At 35.9% G+C, this 15892-nt stretch carries 11 protein-coding genes; 5 read left to right on the top strand and 6 right to left on the bottom strand.

Going from position 1 to position 15892, the window contains the following annotated elements; all coding sequences use genetic code 11:
- The first annotated feature begins 867 nt into the window (after positions 1 to 867).
- From MY533_RS04160 to MY533_RS04140, 5 genes are all read left to right on the top strand, one after another.
- Positions 868 to 2517, top strand: coding sequence for a peptide ABC transporter substrate-binding protein (locus tag MY533_RS04160; protein ID WP_248718131.1), 1650 nt, complete (start codon positions 868 to 870; stop codon positions 2515 to 2517).
- Between the two features lie 122 nt (positions 2518 to 2639).
- On the top strand, positions 2640 to 3569 hold the full coding sequence (locus MY533_RS04155; protein WP_132357488.1) for an ABC transporter permease: 930 nt from the start codon (positions 2640 to 2642) through the stop codon (positions 3567 to 3569).
- Positions 3569 to 4489 carry an ABC transporter permease gene (locus tag MY533_RS04150; RefSeq protein ID WP_132357489.1) on the top strand — a complete coding sequence of 307 codons (921 nt, stop codon included), beginning with the start codon at positions 3569 to 3571 and terminating at the stop codon, positions 4487 to 4489. Before MY533_RS04155 ends, MY533_RS04150 begins: the two co-directional genes overlap by 1 nt.
- Positions 4490 to 4503: 14 nt before the next feature.
- Positions 4504 to 5559 carry an ABC transporter ATP-binding protein gene (locus MY533_RS04145; RefSeq protein WP_248718130.1) on the top strand — a complete coding sequence of 352 codons (1056 nt, stop codon included), beginning with the start codon at positions 4504 to 4506 and terminating at the stop codon, positions 5557 to 5559.
- On the top strand, positions 5552 to 6478 hold the full coding sequence (locus tag MY533_RS04140; RefSeq protein WP_248718129.1) for an ABC transporter ATP-binding protein: 927 nt from the start codon (positions 5552 to 5554) through the stop codon (positions 6476 to 6478). The genes MY533_RS04145 and MY533_RS04140 overlap by 8 nt, the downstream gene beginning before the upstream one ends.
- A 134-nt stretch (positions 6479 to 6612) precedes the next feature.
- On the opposite strand, the gene opp4C is transcribed toward MY533_RS04140, so the two are convergent.
- From opp4C to MY533_RS04110, 6 genes are all read right to left on the bottom strand, one after another.
- A complete protein-coding gene (gene opp4C, locus MY533_RS04135; RefSeq protein ID WP_248718128.1) occupies positions 6613 to 7521 on the bottom strand; it encodes an oligopeptide ABC transporter permease in 909 nt (302 codons plus the stop codon).
- 12 nt (positions 7522 to 7533) lie between these two features.
- Positions 7534 to 8499, bottom strand: coding sequence for an oligopeptide ABC transporter permease (gene opp4B, locus MY533_RS04130; protein WP_132357493.1), 966 nt, complete (start codon positions 8497 to 8499; stop codon positions 7534 to 7536).
- An 82-nt stretch (positions 8500 to 8581) separates the two neighbouring features.
- Positions 8582 to 10306, bottom strand: coding sequence for an oligopeptide ABC transporter substrate-binding protein (opp4A, locus tag MY533_RS04125; protein ID WP_248718127.1), 1725 nt, complete (start codon positions 10304 to 10306; stop codon positions 8582 to 8584).
- Between the two features lie 61 nt (positions 10307 to 10367).
- Entirely contained in the window at positions 10368 to 11351 is a 984-nt protein-coding gene (locus tag MY533_RS04120; protein WP_248718126.1) for an ABC transporter ATP-binding protein, read from the bottom strand.
- Positions 11332 to 12351, bottom strand: coding sequence for an ABC transporter ATP-binding protein (locus MY533_RS04115; RefSeq protein WP_248718125.1), 1020 nt, complete (start codon positions 12349 to 12351; stop codon positions 11332 to 11334). Before MY533_RS04115 ends, MY533_RS04120 begins: the two co-directional genes overlap by 20 nt.
- 1755 nt (positions 12352 to 14106) lie before the next feature.
- A complete protein-coding gene (locus tag MY533_RS04110; RefSeq protein ID WP_248718124.1) occupies positions 14107 to 15891 on the bottom strand; it encodes an oligopeptide ABC transporter substrate-binding protein in 1785 nt (594 codons plus the stop codon).
- Between the last annotated feature and the right edge of the window lies 1 nt (position 15892).

Here is a 15892-nt window from a genome sequence, read left to right as displayed (position 1 = left end):
AAGCGTTCTCCTTTAACGACCGTTAATCGCAACTTAACTGTTTATTTTCAGGAAGACTACCAATTAGTTATTGATATATGGTAAAATAGACCATGCAAAGATGCGCAGTATATTTTCGCTCTTTAAGTTCTAGCTACATAACGTATAGTAACTTTATGTAGGAGCTTTCCTCCTAAGCAAGACAATTGAATTTCTCCATAAAACAACATCAAAAATAAACGTGTTTTTCCATTTATTGCATGCAAAATCCTACATTTATATAATTAATTCTATGCATTGTTTTTATACAACATTGTATATTCAAGTAATGTGTAAATTATTTCAAAAAAACATATTTTACTAAATACCCGATATTTATTCTTTAAGAGAGGCACATTTTACTCTAATTTTTCTTTCTTCTCTTTTATACTGCTTAATCTTAAATAAATACAAAATAAGTTTCTTATATATCATTAATAGATAAAAATATTCATTCTTCGAGAAAATAAATTACAAAAAATACGTTTCTAGGAATCTAAATCACTCTTTTTTTACAAATCTACATAAATATCTTAAATATTCCACGCGTGACTTTAGACTCATTTTTCAAATAACAATAGTGTTATCTGAACAATAAGAATTTTCGATATAGTATGTCACTTTTTTATTTTTATTCTATTTTTGATGTATTGACCAAATAAATATCATTTTTTTATCATGTAAGCGCTTTCCTGATTTAAAGTGGTGAATCAGAAAAAGTTATTATCTTCAAAAATGTCAGATAATACTATATAAATTCGAATATTTTTTATTTTGTACACAATGATTTTTTTGGTATATTAAATAAGAGCTTCATAGAAGGCTTAAAATTGTATAAGGGGGATTTACATGAATAAAAACAAAAAGTTTTTATTATTAACTGTCCTTGCAGTATTCTCATTAGTACTAGCTGCATGTGGCTTCGGTGGTGAAAAGTCTGATAATTCTTCATCTTCAGACGGCAGTAAAGATTCTGGTTCAAAATCTAAGGAGCTTAACTTAGCAATTACTTCAGAACCACCATCTTTAAACCCAGGACTTGCAGAAGATACTACATCTAGTGCAATCTTAATTAATGTTTTTGAGGGTCTAACTGTGTCAGACGCTGAAGGTAAGCCTACTCCAGGTATGGCTGAAAAGTGGGAAATCAGTCCTGATAAAAAGACTTACACTTTCCATTTACGTGATGCAAAATGGTCAAATGGCGATCAAGTTGTAGCTGGCGATTTTGAATATGCTTGGAAATGGGCATTAAATCCAGATAACCTTTCTGCGTATTCTTCTATTTTCTACCCAATTAAAGGGGCTCAAGCTTACCACCAAAATGGCGGTTCTGCTGATGACGTTGGTGTCAAAGCTGAAGATGACAAAACTTTAGTCGTAACTTTAGAAAACCCAACTCCGTATTTCCTAGAATTAACAGGATTCAAAACTTATTTACCAGTTAACAAAAAAGTGACTGAAGCTAATAAACAATGGTACGCAGACGCAGGTGAAAATTACGTAACAAATGGTCCTTATAAATTAAGCGATTGGAAACATGACGATTCTATCACTCTTACAAAATTTGAAGATTATTGGGATGCTTCAAATGTTGATGTTGATACTGTAAATATTGCTATGATTGAAAAAGAACCAACTGTTGCTACTAACTTTAAATCTGGCTCGCTTGACTATATTGGTGCACCATTCCAAACAGTAGATCTTAATGCAATTGATGGCTTCAAAAAAGATGGTTCTTTAAGAATCAAGGACCAAGCAAGTATTTATTGGTATAAATTCAATACAAAAGACAAAATTATGAACAATGCAAATATCCGTAAAGCTCTTGCTCTAGCAATCGATCGTCAAAAATTAATTGACAACGTAACTAAAGGTGAACAAAAACCGGCTACAGGTATGATTCCGGTAGCAGTTCCTAACTTTACAAAAGACCGTGGTTACTTCAAAGATAATGATGTTGCTGCAGCAAAAGCTGCTCTTGAAGCAGGGATGAAAGAACTTGGTATTAAAGACGCTAAAGATATTAAAGTGAATATTTCATTCAACACTTCTGAAGCGCATGCAGCAATCGCTCAATATATTCAAGAAGAATGGAGCAAAAAACTTGGTATTTCATCTCAGTTAGATAACTCAGAATGGCAAGTTTATATTGACAAATTAAAAACTGGTGACTATCAAATTGGTCGTATGGGCTGGGTAGCTGATTATCTTGATCCATATACATTCCTTGAACAGTTCGATACAGCTAAAAATGGTAACAACCAAACAGGCTGGGAAAATGCTGAGTACAAAAAATTATTGGACAAAGCAGTTGCTGAGGTTGACGAAGCTAAACGTCTTGATTATTTAAAACAAGCCGAAGCAATTATTATGACAGAATTCCCAGTTGCACCTATTTACTACTACACTAACTTGTCAGTAGTTAAAAAAGGTATTGAAAACTTAGATCCAAATCCAACTGGTGATATTCACCTTAAATACGTAAAGATTAAATAATAATTTCTTTTAAGCTCTAAGCGGAGAGCTGCCTCGTAGCCACTGCGGCGCGAGTCAGCTCTTTTTAAAATACGAAGGCACTTATTTGTCAGAAAATTGACAAATAGAAGGAGGAGTTTTATGTGATTAAATATATTTTGAAAAGGCTGATGTATATACTTCTCGCGCTTTTCGTCATCGTAACGGCTACGTTTTTCCTATTGCGTCTTGCTCCTGGTAACCCATTTGCATCTGAACGTAATTTACCTCCTCAAATAGAGGCAAAGTTAAACGAAACGTATGGATTAAATAACCCTTGGTATATTCAGTACAAAGATTATTTAATCGATGCGGCCACTTTTAATTTCGGTGAATCTATGAAATATAAAGCGCGTTCTACAAATGATATGATTGCAGAAGGCTTCCCTGTATCATTAACTTTAGGAATTGAAGCGATGCTGCTAGCAATTGGATTTGGTGTATTAATCGGTGTAATTGCTGCGCTTTATCATAATAGGTGGCCAGATTATTTGGCAACGACCTTTGCGGTGCTCGGAATTTCCGTTCCATCTTTTATATTAGCTGGACTTATGCAGTATTTCCTTGCATACAAGCTCCAATTATTCCCAATAAGTGGATGGAAAGGCTTTGCTTATAGTATATTGCCAGCCTTAGCTATTGCATTATCGCATATGGGCTTTATTGCTAAACTAGTACGTTCAAGTATGCTCGATCAAAATAATAGTGATTACGTAAAAATGGCTCGTGCAAAAGGTATAGGTAAATGGACAATCGTCTTCCGCCATACTTTACGAAACGCCCTCTTACCAGTCGTTACTTATTTAGGTCCATTAACAGCTGCTGTTGTTACAGGTAGCTTCATTGTAGAGTCAATTTTTGCGGTTCCTGGATTAGGTAAGCACTTTGTGCAAAGTATTACGAACCGTGATTATACTGTTATTATGGGGACAACCGTGTTCTACGCAATCATTCTTTTATTTGCGGTATTCATCGTAGATATTTTATATAGCGTGATCGATCCGCGAATTAGACTGAAAGGAGCGAAAAAGTAATGACACAGCAACAAATCGAAAAAGATAAATTTAAAATTGTTGGCGGAAATCATGAAGCAACCGAAAAATTAACTGATAAATCTGTCTCTTTTTGGAAGGAAGTATTTATCCGTTTTTCCCATAATAAAATGGCCATTTTTGGCTTAATTGCTTTAATAATTATTGTTTTAATGGCTACCTTTGTACCAATGTTTTCACAATACCACTATAGCGATCAATTAGGTTCTTTTAATGCCCCACCATCATCAGAATTTTGGTTTGGTACAGATGATTTGGGTCGAGATATTTTCGTTCGCATATGGGCTGGCGCTCGTATTTCTTTATTCATCGGGTTTGCTGCGGCAATCATAGACTTGATCATTGGTGTATTATGGGGAAGTATTTCTGGTTTAGCAGGCGGTCGTGTTGACAATATTATGATGCGTATTGCCGATGTTTTAACAGCAGTACCTTACCTTTTAGTAGTAATCGTACTTTTAGTAGTATTAGAACAAGGTATTTTTCCAATGATTATTGCACTATCCATTACAGGTTGGATCAATATGGCCCGTATTGTACGTGGTGAAGTATTATCTATTAAAAATCAAGAGTATGTTTTAGCGGCTCGTACATTGGGCGCAAGAACAGGACATTTAATTATCAAACATTTAGTGCCAAATGCACTTGGTGCGATTTTAGTATCCATGACATTAACAGTGCCAACTGCTATTTTTACTGAGTCTTTTCTTAGTTATTTAGGACTTGGGGTTCCTGCCCCACAAGCCTCTTGGGGAACAATGGCATCTGATGGAAATGGCGCGATTGCCAATGCTCCTTGGCGTTTAATATTCCCTGCACTGTTCATTTCACTAACAATCTTTGCGTTTAACGCAGTTGGTGACGGCTTACGTGATGCATTAGATCCAAAACTACGTAAATAAGGAGGTGGCCGAATATGAGTAAAACAATTTTAGAAGTAAAAGATTTAAAAATAAACTTTAAAACGTATGCAGGACTAGTTCACGCTGTTCGTGGTGTAAACTTTGACTTAAAAGAAGGTGAAACACTAGCAATCGTTGGTGAATCCGGTTCTGGTAAGAGTGTTACGAGTAACGCATTAATGAAACTAATTCCACAGCCACCTGGTATTTATGAGTCAGGACAAATTTTATTTAACGGTCGTGATTTAGTGCCTTTAAGTGATAAGGAAATGTCAAAAATACGCGGAAATGAAATTGCAATGATTTTCCAAGATCCAATGACAAGCTTAAACCCGACGATGAAGGTCGGACGTCAAATAACTGAAGTTATTTTACAACATAAAAAAGTATCAAAAGCTGATGCTAAAAAACGTGCAATCGAACTTTTAACGCAGGTAGGTATCCCCTTCCCTGAAAAACGTTATAACCAATACCCGCATGAATTTTCAGGCGGTATGCGCCAACGTGTTGTTATTGCCATCGCACTCGCAGCTGATCCTAAGCTTCTAATTGCCGATGAACCAACAACAGCTTTAGACGTTACCATTCAAGCGCAAATTTTAGAGCTAATGAAAGAAATCCAAAAAAATTCGAAAACATCGATCATTTTCATTACCCACGATTTAGGTGTCGTGGCGAACATTGCCGACCGAGTTGCAGTTATGTATGCAGGTCAAATCGTTGAATATGGTACTGTTAATGATATTTTCTATAATCCTAAGCATCCATATACATGGGGTCTGCTTGGTTCAATGCCAGACTTAGATAACGATACGGATGAGCTATTACGCACGATTCCTGGTTCACCACCAGATCTTACGAACCCTCCAAAGGGCGATGCGTTTGCCGCTCGTAACGAGTTTGCAATGGCTATTGACTACGAGCAAGAGCCTCCGATGTTCCAAGTAAGTGAAACACACTTTGCAAAAACTTGGTTGATGCACCCTGATGCACCAAAAATTCCGCTTCCAGATGAGGTTGCTAAACGTATTGAAGGATATTTAGCAAAGGAGGCACAATCAAATGACTAAATCGGGCGCAAAAAAAGTTCTTGAAATTAAAAATTTAAAGCAGCATTTCGGTTCGGCAAGTAACCCTATTAAAGCAGTTGACGGTATTAGCTTCGATGTCTACGAAGGTGAAACACTCGGTCTTGTAGGAGAATCAGGCTGTGGTAAATCGACAACTGGTCGTTCCATTATTCGCCTGTACGACATTACAGATGGGGAAATTATTTTCGATGGCGAGAACGTCCATGGGAAAAAATCTAAAAATGACTTAAAGAAATTTAATCGTCAAATGCAAATGATTTTCCAGGATCCATACGCTTCATTAAATCCTCGTATGACAGCCGGAGAAATCATTAGTGAAGGCTTTACAATTCACGGTCTATACAAGGATAAAAAAGAGCGTCGTGAAAAAGTAAATCAACTGCTAGAGGCTGTTGGCTTAAACAAAGAGCACGCAAACCGTTATGCTCACGAATTCTCTGGCGGTCAGCGTCAACGTATTGGAATTGCTCGTGCGCTAAGCTTAGATCCTAAGTTTATTATCGCCGATGAACCGATTTCTGCACTTGACGTGTCAATTCAAGCACAAGTTGTAAACTTATTAAAACAACTGCAAAAAGAACGTGGATTAACATATCTTTTCATTGCCCATGACTTATCAATGGTTAAGTATATCAGTGACCGTATCGCTGTTATGTACCGTGGTAAAATCATGGAAATCGGTAAAGCAGATGATATATACAATCACCCTGTTCATCCGTATACAAAATCATTATTATCTGCGATTCCACTTCCTGACCCAATGTCAGAAAAACGCCGTCAACGTATACCGTACAAGCATACAGAGGTTGACGATAGCGCAACATATCACGAAGTTGGCGATCAGCATTACGTTTATGGTACTGCAGACCTTGTGAAAACTTGGATTGCTAATCGATAAAAACTTATAAATCCATCCATTATTTATTACTGGATGGATTTTCATCTTTTTTTATTCGCCATTCATGTAAATAAAAATTTAACACCTTTAAAAGTGAGCATTTATTACTTTTAAAGGTGCTTTATTTTCTTCTATTACCTTCTTGATTTTGGATTTAAAGCATCTTTTAATCCTTCTCCAATAAAGTTGATAGACAAAATAACTAGAGTAATAGCCGTTGCAGGTGGTACCCACATCCAAAGCTTATCCTTTAGTACATCTGAGTTTCTAGCCTCAAATAGCATATTGCCCCAGCTAGGTGTATCAGCAGGAACCCCAAGGCCTAAAAAACTTAAACTAGATTCTGCAACAATTGTTACCGCCATCAATAATGTTGCCTGTACAATAATCGTCGATGCAACGTTAGGCAATAAGTGCTTAATGATTATTTTTGATGGTTTACAGCCAATTGACTGAGCGGCTAATATATACTCATTTTCCTTTTCAGTTAAAACCCTACTTCGTACTATCCTTGCAACGCTTCCCCACAATAAAAGTGAAATAACAATTATTAATGTCCATAGACCGGATATTTTTCCTGAAAGTATAGTATTTAAAACAATACAGAAAACTAAAAATGGGAACATTAATACGAAATCAGTAAATCGCATTAACATTTGATCTATTTTCCCTCCAAAATACCCTGAAATAGCGCCAACAGCTGTTCCAATCAATACAATAAAAATCATACAGCCTAATCCAACTGTTAAAGATGATCTACCAGCGTAGAGCATTCTAGTAAAAACATCTCGTCCATTCGTATCTGTTCCTAGCCAATGCTCGCTTGATGGAGGTAGACTAATTTTCATGAAATCGACACGTACAATATCTTTTGTTGTAATATAAGGAGCTAAAAACGATACAACGATAACGATTAGTAAAAAAATTAGACTAATCATCGCTAATTTATTTTTAACAAACTTTCGTCTCGCTATCACCCATGGCGAGGGGCTTTTTTTCGGTGTCTTTGGCGATAAAACTTCTTGATCAGTTACCAATGTCATATTTCCCCCCCCTTAATCTAGTCTAATACGCGGATCTACAACACCATATAATATATCCGCTACTAAATTCCCAAAAAGTGTTAAAAACGAAAGTAACATTGTTATCGACATCATGACCGCATAATCTCTACGCCCAACAGATTCTAAGAAGAGTGCGCCTATCCCCGGATAAGTAAAGATGGTTTCTGTTATTACCGCACCACTAATTAATGTGGCAATATCAAAACCTAGATACGTAATTATTGGAATAATAGAATTCCGTAAAATATGTTTGTTATATATTTTCGACTCTTTTGTTCCCTTTGCTCTCGCTGTTCTTACAAAATCTTTCCTACTATTTTCAATAATGTCATTGCGTAAAAATTGTGTATAGGACGCCGTTCCCATTAATCCTAAAATAAGTGCAGGTAACAAAACATGGTGCATCCTACTCATGTAGTACGCCCAAGTTCCTTCCCCTATACCTACACCTACGGAACCATTGAAAGGAAACCATCCTAGCTTAAAGGAAAAGAAATAAATTGCAACAATCCCTGCAACAAACGAAGGAATGGCTAAAGCTAAATAATTATAAGTTGCAATTAAATTATCACCGAGTGTATAAGGTTTTCTTCCTGCATACATTCCCATAAGAAATGCAAAAAAGTACGTAAAAACTAATGATGTTAACGCTAAAAATATTGTATTTGGTATTCGCTGAGCAATAATCTCTGCAGCCGGTTTTTTATAAACTGTAGATTTCCCGAAATCCCCTTGTATAAATTTACCGACCCACCTACCATATTGCACGATAATCGGGTCATTATAGCCTAATTTTTCTCTCATTTCTTCAATGTATTGTGGATTCGTATTAGAAGGATTGATTTCACCAGCAAATGGATCTCCTGGCATCATTTTCGCTAAAAAGAACACCACCACAGAAATAAGGAGTAACAATGGAATCATGCTAAGAAATCTTCTAAGTGTGTATTGAAGCATGTGACGTCTCCTTATCTAGAAATTTACTAACTAGGCCCAATTCATGAAGGTGGCCTAGTTAGTAGGCTTAATAGTTTACAATTTATTCCTCAACATACCATTTATAGACATCTGTTTGGAAACCAACAGCGTTAATATGAACACCTTGTAGTCGATTATTAATGCCATATAAATCTAAGCCTTCCCATAATGGTAGGGCTGGTAATTCTTCATTGAAGTATTTTTGCCATTCCACATAAATTTGCTTACGCTTATCTTTGTCAAATGCTTCTTCACTTAAGCCTTGATCTAATAATTTTTGGTTTTTAGCATCTATATAGCGACCGAAGTTCCATTCTGCATCGTTCCCCCATAATCCAGACGGGTCAGGATCTGCACCTGTACTCCAAGAGCCGAAGAATGCTTCTAATGCAGCATCATCATTATCTTTCATATCATTATATAAGTTAAACTCGATTAAAGTACCAGTTGCTTGCTCTGTTTTCACTCCGATATCATTCCAAGCTTGGATAATCGCTTGAGAGCGACCTTCAAAGGCAGCAGGACCAGCATAGTGACCAAATGAAATTTTAAATGGCTTCCCTTTAGGATCTTCTACAAAGCCATCACCATTAATATCTACATAACCTGCAGACTTAAGAAGCTCTTTGGCCTTTTCTTGATTGTATGCATATTGATTTAAGTCAGATTCCTCTGCAGCAGTCCAGAAGGCACGTGGAACCACAGTATTCGCAACTTTAGCTTTTCCTTCTAAGAAAGCATCGATCATTGCTGGACGGTTAATTGCGTATAATAGTGCTTGGCGCAATTCTTTTGATTTAAACTTATCAAAATCTGCTACATTTTTAAGAGTAGCTTTATCACGATGACCAAAACGAAGACCGATATACGAGTAAACTACACCATTCGTTTCTTCAATGCGTACATTTTTCAATGCTGACAATTCTTTCACAGCTTGTGGTCTAATATCCATAATGTCAATTTCTCCGTTTTGGAACGCTCCAGCTGCCAATGATGGGTCAATTACTTTTACAATCACCCCATCAAGCTGCGGCTTGCCCTTCCAGTAATCATCAAAACGCTCTAATTCAGAATATTCACCGTCTACAACCTTTTTCACTTTAAACGGTCCTACGCCAACAGGATTTTCACGAACTTGTTTCGACTCACTTAAATCTTTAACAGCAATACCTTCATAATGTTTCTTTGGCATTGGATAAGACCAAAGATTTTCTAAATTATTTACTTTCACTTTGTCAAAAGTAATTTTCACAGTATATGGATCAACGACTTCGATCCCTTCGATTTTGTCAGCTTTCCCTGCTTTTTTTGCTTTTGCCCCTTTAATATTTTCAACATAATTGAATCGAGGGCCATCGTAATCCTTATTAGCTATTGTCTCTAATGCAAATACCCAGTCATCAACTGTTAACTCTTCACCATTGTGCCATTTTACACCTTTCTTAAAGGAAAACGTATAAGTTAATTTATCCTCACTAATTTCCCAAGTTGCTAAATTAGGAACATATTCTAAGTCATCATTTACATCATAAATACCATCCATTGTGAAATTTTGAATATAACTATCTACAATACTTCCATTAAATGCTCGATCAAATACACCTTCAGGCGCTTGGTCAGTACCGAAAGTTACTACATTATTTTTTGCTGTTTCACTAGTCTTTGTGGAATCACCTTTATCTTTTTCCTTATCTTTGTCAGTTGTCGAGTTGTCGTTATTACACGCTGCTAAAAACAAAGCTGTTACTAGCATTAGCATGAAAGCCCATAATGCTGATTTTTTCATTGTTTATCCCCCCGTGATTTTTATTTTGAAAATAATTAACACACGATTTTCTTATAATTTTTTAATATAAATGGCATGCAACTCTATGCCCCCGCTTCACCTCCTTTAAGGTTGGTTTAGATAATGAACACTCTGCCATTGCTTTTGGACAACGTGGATGGAATGGGCACCCCTTAGGAGGATTAGCCGGACTAGGGATATCCCCCTCTAATACGATACGGCTACTCTTTTTCCTTGGATCAGGTACCGGGATGGCAGATATTAACGCTTGTGTATACGGATGCAGTGGTTCATCATAAATATGTTCTTTATCTGCAATTTCCACAATGTTTCCTAAATACATAACACCGATTCGATCACTCATATGTTTTACAACACTTAAATCATGAGCAATAAATAAAAATGTTAAGTCAAACTCATCCTGTAACTCTTTTAGCAAATTAAGCACCTGAGATTGCACAGAGACATCTAATGCTGAAACTGGTTCATCCGCTATAATTAGTTTTGGTTTAAGTGCAAGTGCTCTAGCAATACCAATCCGTTGACGCTGTCCTCCCGAAAATTCATGTGCATATTTGTAATATGCATCTTCGGGTAAGCCAACTTTTTGTAAAAGCTCCATCACTTCACTTTTTAATGATTTAAGTGGTTTTTTATGATAATTCATAATTGGTTCAGCTATGATACTACCTACCATTTGCATAGGATTTAATGATGCATAAGGATCTTGAAACACCATTTGGATATCTTTCCTTATTTCTCTTAATGATTTCCCTTGCAATTTTGTAATATCATGACCATTAAAAATAACTTTTCCTTCGGTTGCGTCTAACAATCTTAAAATCGTACGACCTGTTGTGGACTTTCCACAGCCAGATTCGCCTACTAACCCTAATGTTTCACCATTTTTTATGGAAAAAGAAATATTATCTACCGCTTTAACATGTCCAATCGTATGTTTGAATAATCCACCTTTAATCGGGTAATAGGTTTTTAAATTAATTAGCTCCAATAAGTTTTCTTTATTATTTGTAGCTTGATTCATATTGTGTGCTCACACCCTTTCTAGAATTACGGCCTTCAAAAAGTAAACAAGAGACTTCATGATTATCATCTACGAAAGTAAGTTGTGGCGTAACATTACTACATTCAGCCATCGCCGATGGACATCTATCAACAAAACGACAGCCTACTTGAGGCATGTTTTTTAAAGACGGTACAATGCCTTTAATAGTAGCTAACTCATTTACTTCTGTATCTATTCTCGGAATCGATGCCATTAAGAGTTTCGTATATGGGTGTTTGGGTTTGTAAAACAAGTTATCAACAGTTGTTCGTTCTACGATCTTTCCAGCATACATAATAATTACTTCATCACATATTTCCGCAACTACACCTAAATCGTGAGTGATCAGTACGATAGACATGTTATTTTTACCCTGAATACTTTTCAATAATTCTAGTATTTGGGCCTGCACTGTTACATCCAGTGCAGTAGTTGGTTCATCCGCTATTAAAAGCCTAGGCTGACAAGCAATAGCGATAGCAATCATTACTCTTTGCCTCATACCACCTGACAATTGATGAGGGTATTCATTCACAATTTTTTCAGCTCTTGGAATGCCAACCTGTTTTAATAAATCAATCGCCTTACTTCTAGCCTCAGCCTTAGACAGTTTACTATGATTAAGCATAATCTCTTCAATTTGTGAGCCTATCGTAAAAACAGGATTTAAAGATGTCATAGGCTCCTGGAAAATCATACTAATATCATTTCCTCTAATTTTATTCATCTCGTCGTTCGAATAATTCTCTATGTTTTTCCCGTGGAATCTTATTTCACCTCCAGTAATTTTACCAACTCCTTTTGGAAGTAATTGCATAATAGAAAGAGACATTACACTTTTTCCACAGCCTGATTCACCAACTACTCCAACGATCTGACCAGATTTAACTGAAAATGAAACATCATCAACAGCATGATATAGCTCCCCGTCTATATCAAAACCAGCTTTAAGGTTTTTCACTTCTAACATTAAGCTCATTTTTACATCACACCTTTTAAGAGTTTTTACTTAACTACTGTTGCAATGTAGTAAGTTAGATACCGCGTGTTAAGCACTATCTTTTTTACATAAATTCCTTTTAAAAATTCATCGACTTTGTACTTAGATCTGTATGAGTGCGACACGATGCCGATCCTTTCGGTAATACCACAGCGAATTCTAAAGCTGACGCTACAGAAAACATTTGCTAAAAGGAGTTGAATTAATAGCCCGAAAAAATTAGATAAACTTATTTCAAAATCATTTCAATTTAAAAATCATCAAAATAAAAGAATATTAATCTCTTCCTTATAAAGAATTTTAAGGTAAGTCTCAAATGAAATAATATTCTGATAATTAAGTGTATTATCATTTTAGCTAGAAATAACATGGTTAATCAAGTGAATTTTTACATTTCTTATATTCTTATATACAAATTAATCCATACAACTATTCCAATTTCGCTCAATAAATTTGTATTTTTCTTCAATAAGTATTTTGTTGACTTCCCACTTTATTGGTTTAAAGTATTACTTTTTTATTATTACAATATAGCAAATAGTCATTTATCTCCTATACTTTCCCTCATAAATTCTACATTTATTCGGATTCGGTTTTTAGAGAATTTTAGCTGGTCACCATAACGTGAGGTTGATTTCCATTCTGACTGGGCACTTTCCTGAGGATGTCCGATTGCGCTGCAGAGTCTCCACTATGACGCAGAACTCTTCCTATGTTTTACCATTTTTATATCTTTTCGGATCATCACCAAAACGTGTGGTTGATTTCCGTTCCGACTGGGCGCTTTGTTGCTGTCGCTTCGCTTTCGCACAGAAAAAACATTGTAGCTGCCGCTTCGCTTTCGCTACAGAAAACATTTGCCGCTGACGCTTCGCTTTCGCGCAGAGCAGAGCTTCCTAGGGGCGTCCGATGAGCCGCTTTTGTTGTTGCTGTCGCTTCGCTTTCGCACAGTCAAAACATTTGCTGCCGCTACGTTAACACTACGCTTTCGCACAGAAAACATCCGCTGCGCTACAGGGTCTCGGGCCAACACGATGTTGGTCACGAAGGCGTTATCACAGGATGTGATGCTTTTAGCCTTCGTTCCTCTATTGCTGATCCCCGAGGAGTCGCCCAGTCTCCACTCCAATCAACTATTTACTTAGTAGACGTTTTAACAAAAGTCATCCACACCTTTTGGTGATGAACTATCTTTTCCCTAATAATTATTAATAAATAATTTTTTCCATTAACACATCAACCCCTTAAAGCAAGAATTATTATAGAAGACAAATAATTTAATTTAACTATTTGTTACGGACATCTAATTAATTTTTTGTAAAAAATAAATTAATTTCTCGACATAAAATTAGATAATAATTATGGATTGTGTTTTAATTTGATGAATAAAAAGCTACAAGGGGATTTTGATTTGACTAAATAGCTCCTTATTGTCGCATTATGTAAATTAACTTAAGCAATAATGTGATATTGCAACGAATGCTTTTTCTTGCTCATTTTAGTTAATGTACGGTCCTACACTTTGAAACAGACCTATTTCTTTTTAATCGTGTGGACACACGTTTTGTGTAGCTGACGCTGTGCCTTCGCTACAGAAAACATTTGTAACTGAAGTTGCGCTTTCGCTATAGAAAATAATTATTGAAAGAAGTTAAAATAACGCAAAAAAACTGCAGGAAATTCTTCTTAAAGAATTTGCCTACAGTTTATACTCTCACATTTAACTATGTGCTATTAGTTTTTTAATGGAGCTTCAGCAGTTAACTCGATTTCATGGTATTGAGTTTCATTTGCATAGTCAACATTATAGTTTTTAACACGTTTATTAACTGGAATTAGCTCAGTTACTGCTACAGTTGGAATTGTTGTAGCCTGTTCAAACATATACTCTTCAAACTTTCGGAATGCTTCTTTGCGATGATTTATATCTAAAGATTCTTTAGAATCGATATCATCTAAAATTGCCGTTAATTCAGGTGATACAAAACGTGAGTAGTTGAATAATGCACCCTCACCATATAATCCTTTTGGAGATGGATTTGTTCCTGTACTCCAAGCGCCAAAGAACATTTCAATCTCTGGATCATCTTTTTTAAGCTTATCACTAAATGAGTTAAACTCCATTAGACGACCAGAAGCTAATTCAACATTAATACCGACTTCTTTCCAGTTTTGACGGTAGTATTCAATCGTAGATTCAAGAACCTCGGTACCACCTTGGGCACCTAATTTAATTGTAAATGGCTTACCATCTTTATCTTCACGAATACCGTCGCCATCTACATCTTTATAGCCTGCTTCATCTAATAATTGTTGCGCCTTTTTCTTATCATACGTGAAGCCTGGCATATCCTTTGTATGGAATGAAGCGAATGCTGGAGGAATTAACGTTGTCGCACGTGTATTAATACCATTGCCTAATTTTTCGTTTACCTCTTCTACATCAATTGCATAAGCTAATGCTTGACGTAATTTTGGGTCACCTAATTTTGCATTTTTATCTGTTACGTTAATTCCTTTTGCTTTATCGAATTTACCTAGTTTAAAGCTTAAATAGTTATAAGCTAATCGTGGACGCGATAAAATTGCTAAGTTTTTAGAATTTTCGATTTGTGTAATCTTTGAACCTGGGAAACCATCTACCGCTATGTCATAAGTTCCTGAATTTAATGCCTTCGGTAATGTTTCTGGGGAAACTACTTTAATTACAACCCCATCAAGTTTAGGTTCGCCCTTCCAATAAAATTTATTTTTAACAAATTTTACAGACTCACCATTTACAATTTTATCGAATTTGAAAGGCCCTAAAGTTACTGGATTTACACGCACTGCATCAGAGCTTATCATTTCTTTTACCGGAATATCTTTTAATTGATGTTTTGGTACAGCTGCACTCCACAATCCATCACCACCGCTGTAAATTGCTGGTGAAATTGATTTAAATGAAATTTCTAATGTATGATCATCTACTCGTTTTAAACCTGAAATTGTATCTGCTTTCTTATCATGGTACTCTTCAGCGCCAATAATATTTTGGAAATCATCGTCATAACGAACGCCTTCATAATCAGGGTGACCGATAATTTCATAAGGGAAAATAACATCGTCGATTGTAAATGGCTCTCCATCAGACCATTTTACATTTTCACGTATTTTTACAGTTGCTTTATTTGCATCTGCGTCAACCTTTAGACTTGCAAGACCTGTATCTGTTAGTAAAAAGTCACCGTCATTATCAAAAAGAATGTTACTTGCAAATTTCATAATCGCTGAGTCATTCGTATCTGAGGAGAATTCTTGTAAAAAGATACCTTTGAACGGTGATGGAGATGGTAAAGCTACTTGTAAAACACCACCTTTAATTGGTTCTCCTTCATTCTTTACTTCCATTGGGAAACTACGAGTTGCTGTTTTCTTCTTGTCATCTTTTGAAGATTCTTTGCCCCCTCCACTACATGCCGCTAGTGCTAAAACTAGTGTTAATAGTAAAGTTAGCAGAAAAACACTTTTTTTCTTCATT

It is taken from the genome of Lysinibacillus sp. Ag94, from assembly GCF_023242215.1.
Lineage (GTDB): Bacteria > Bacillota > Bacilli > Bacillales_A > Planococcaceae > Lysinibacillus.
The sequence above is the reverse complement of the archived record's forward strand: the minus strand, read 5'-3'. Positions and strand labels throughout refer to the sequence as shown.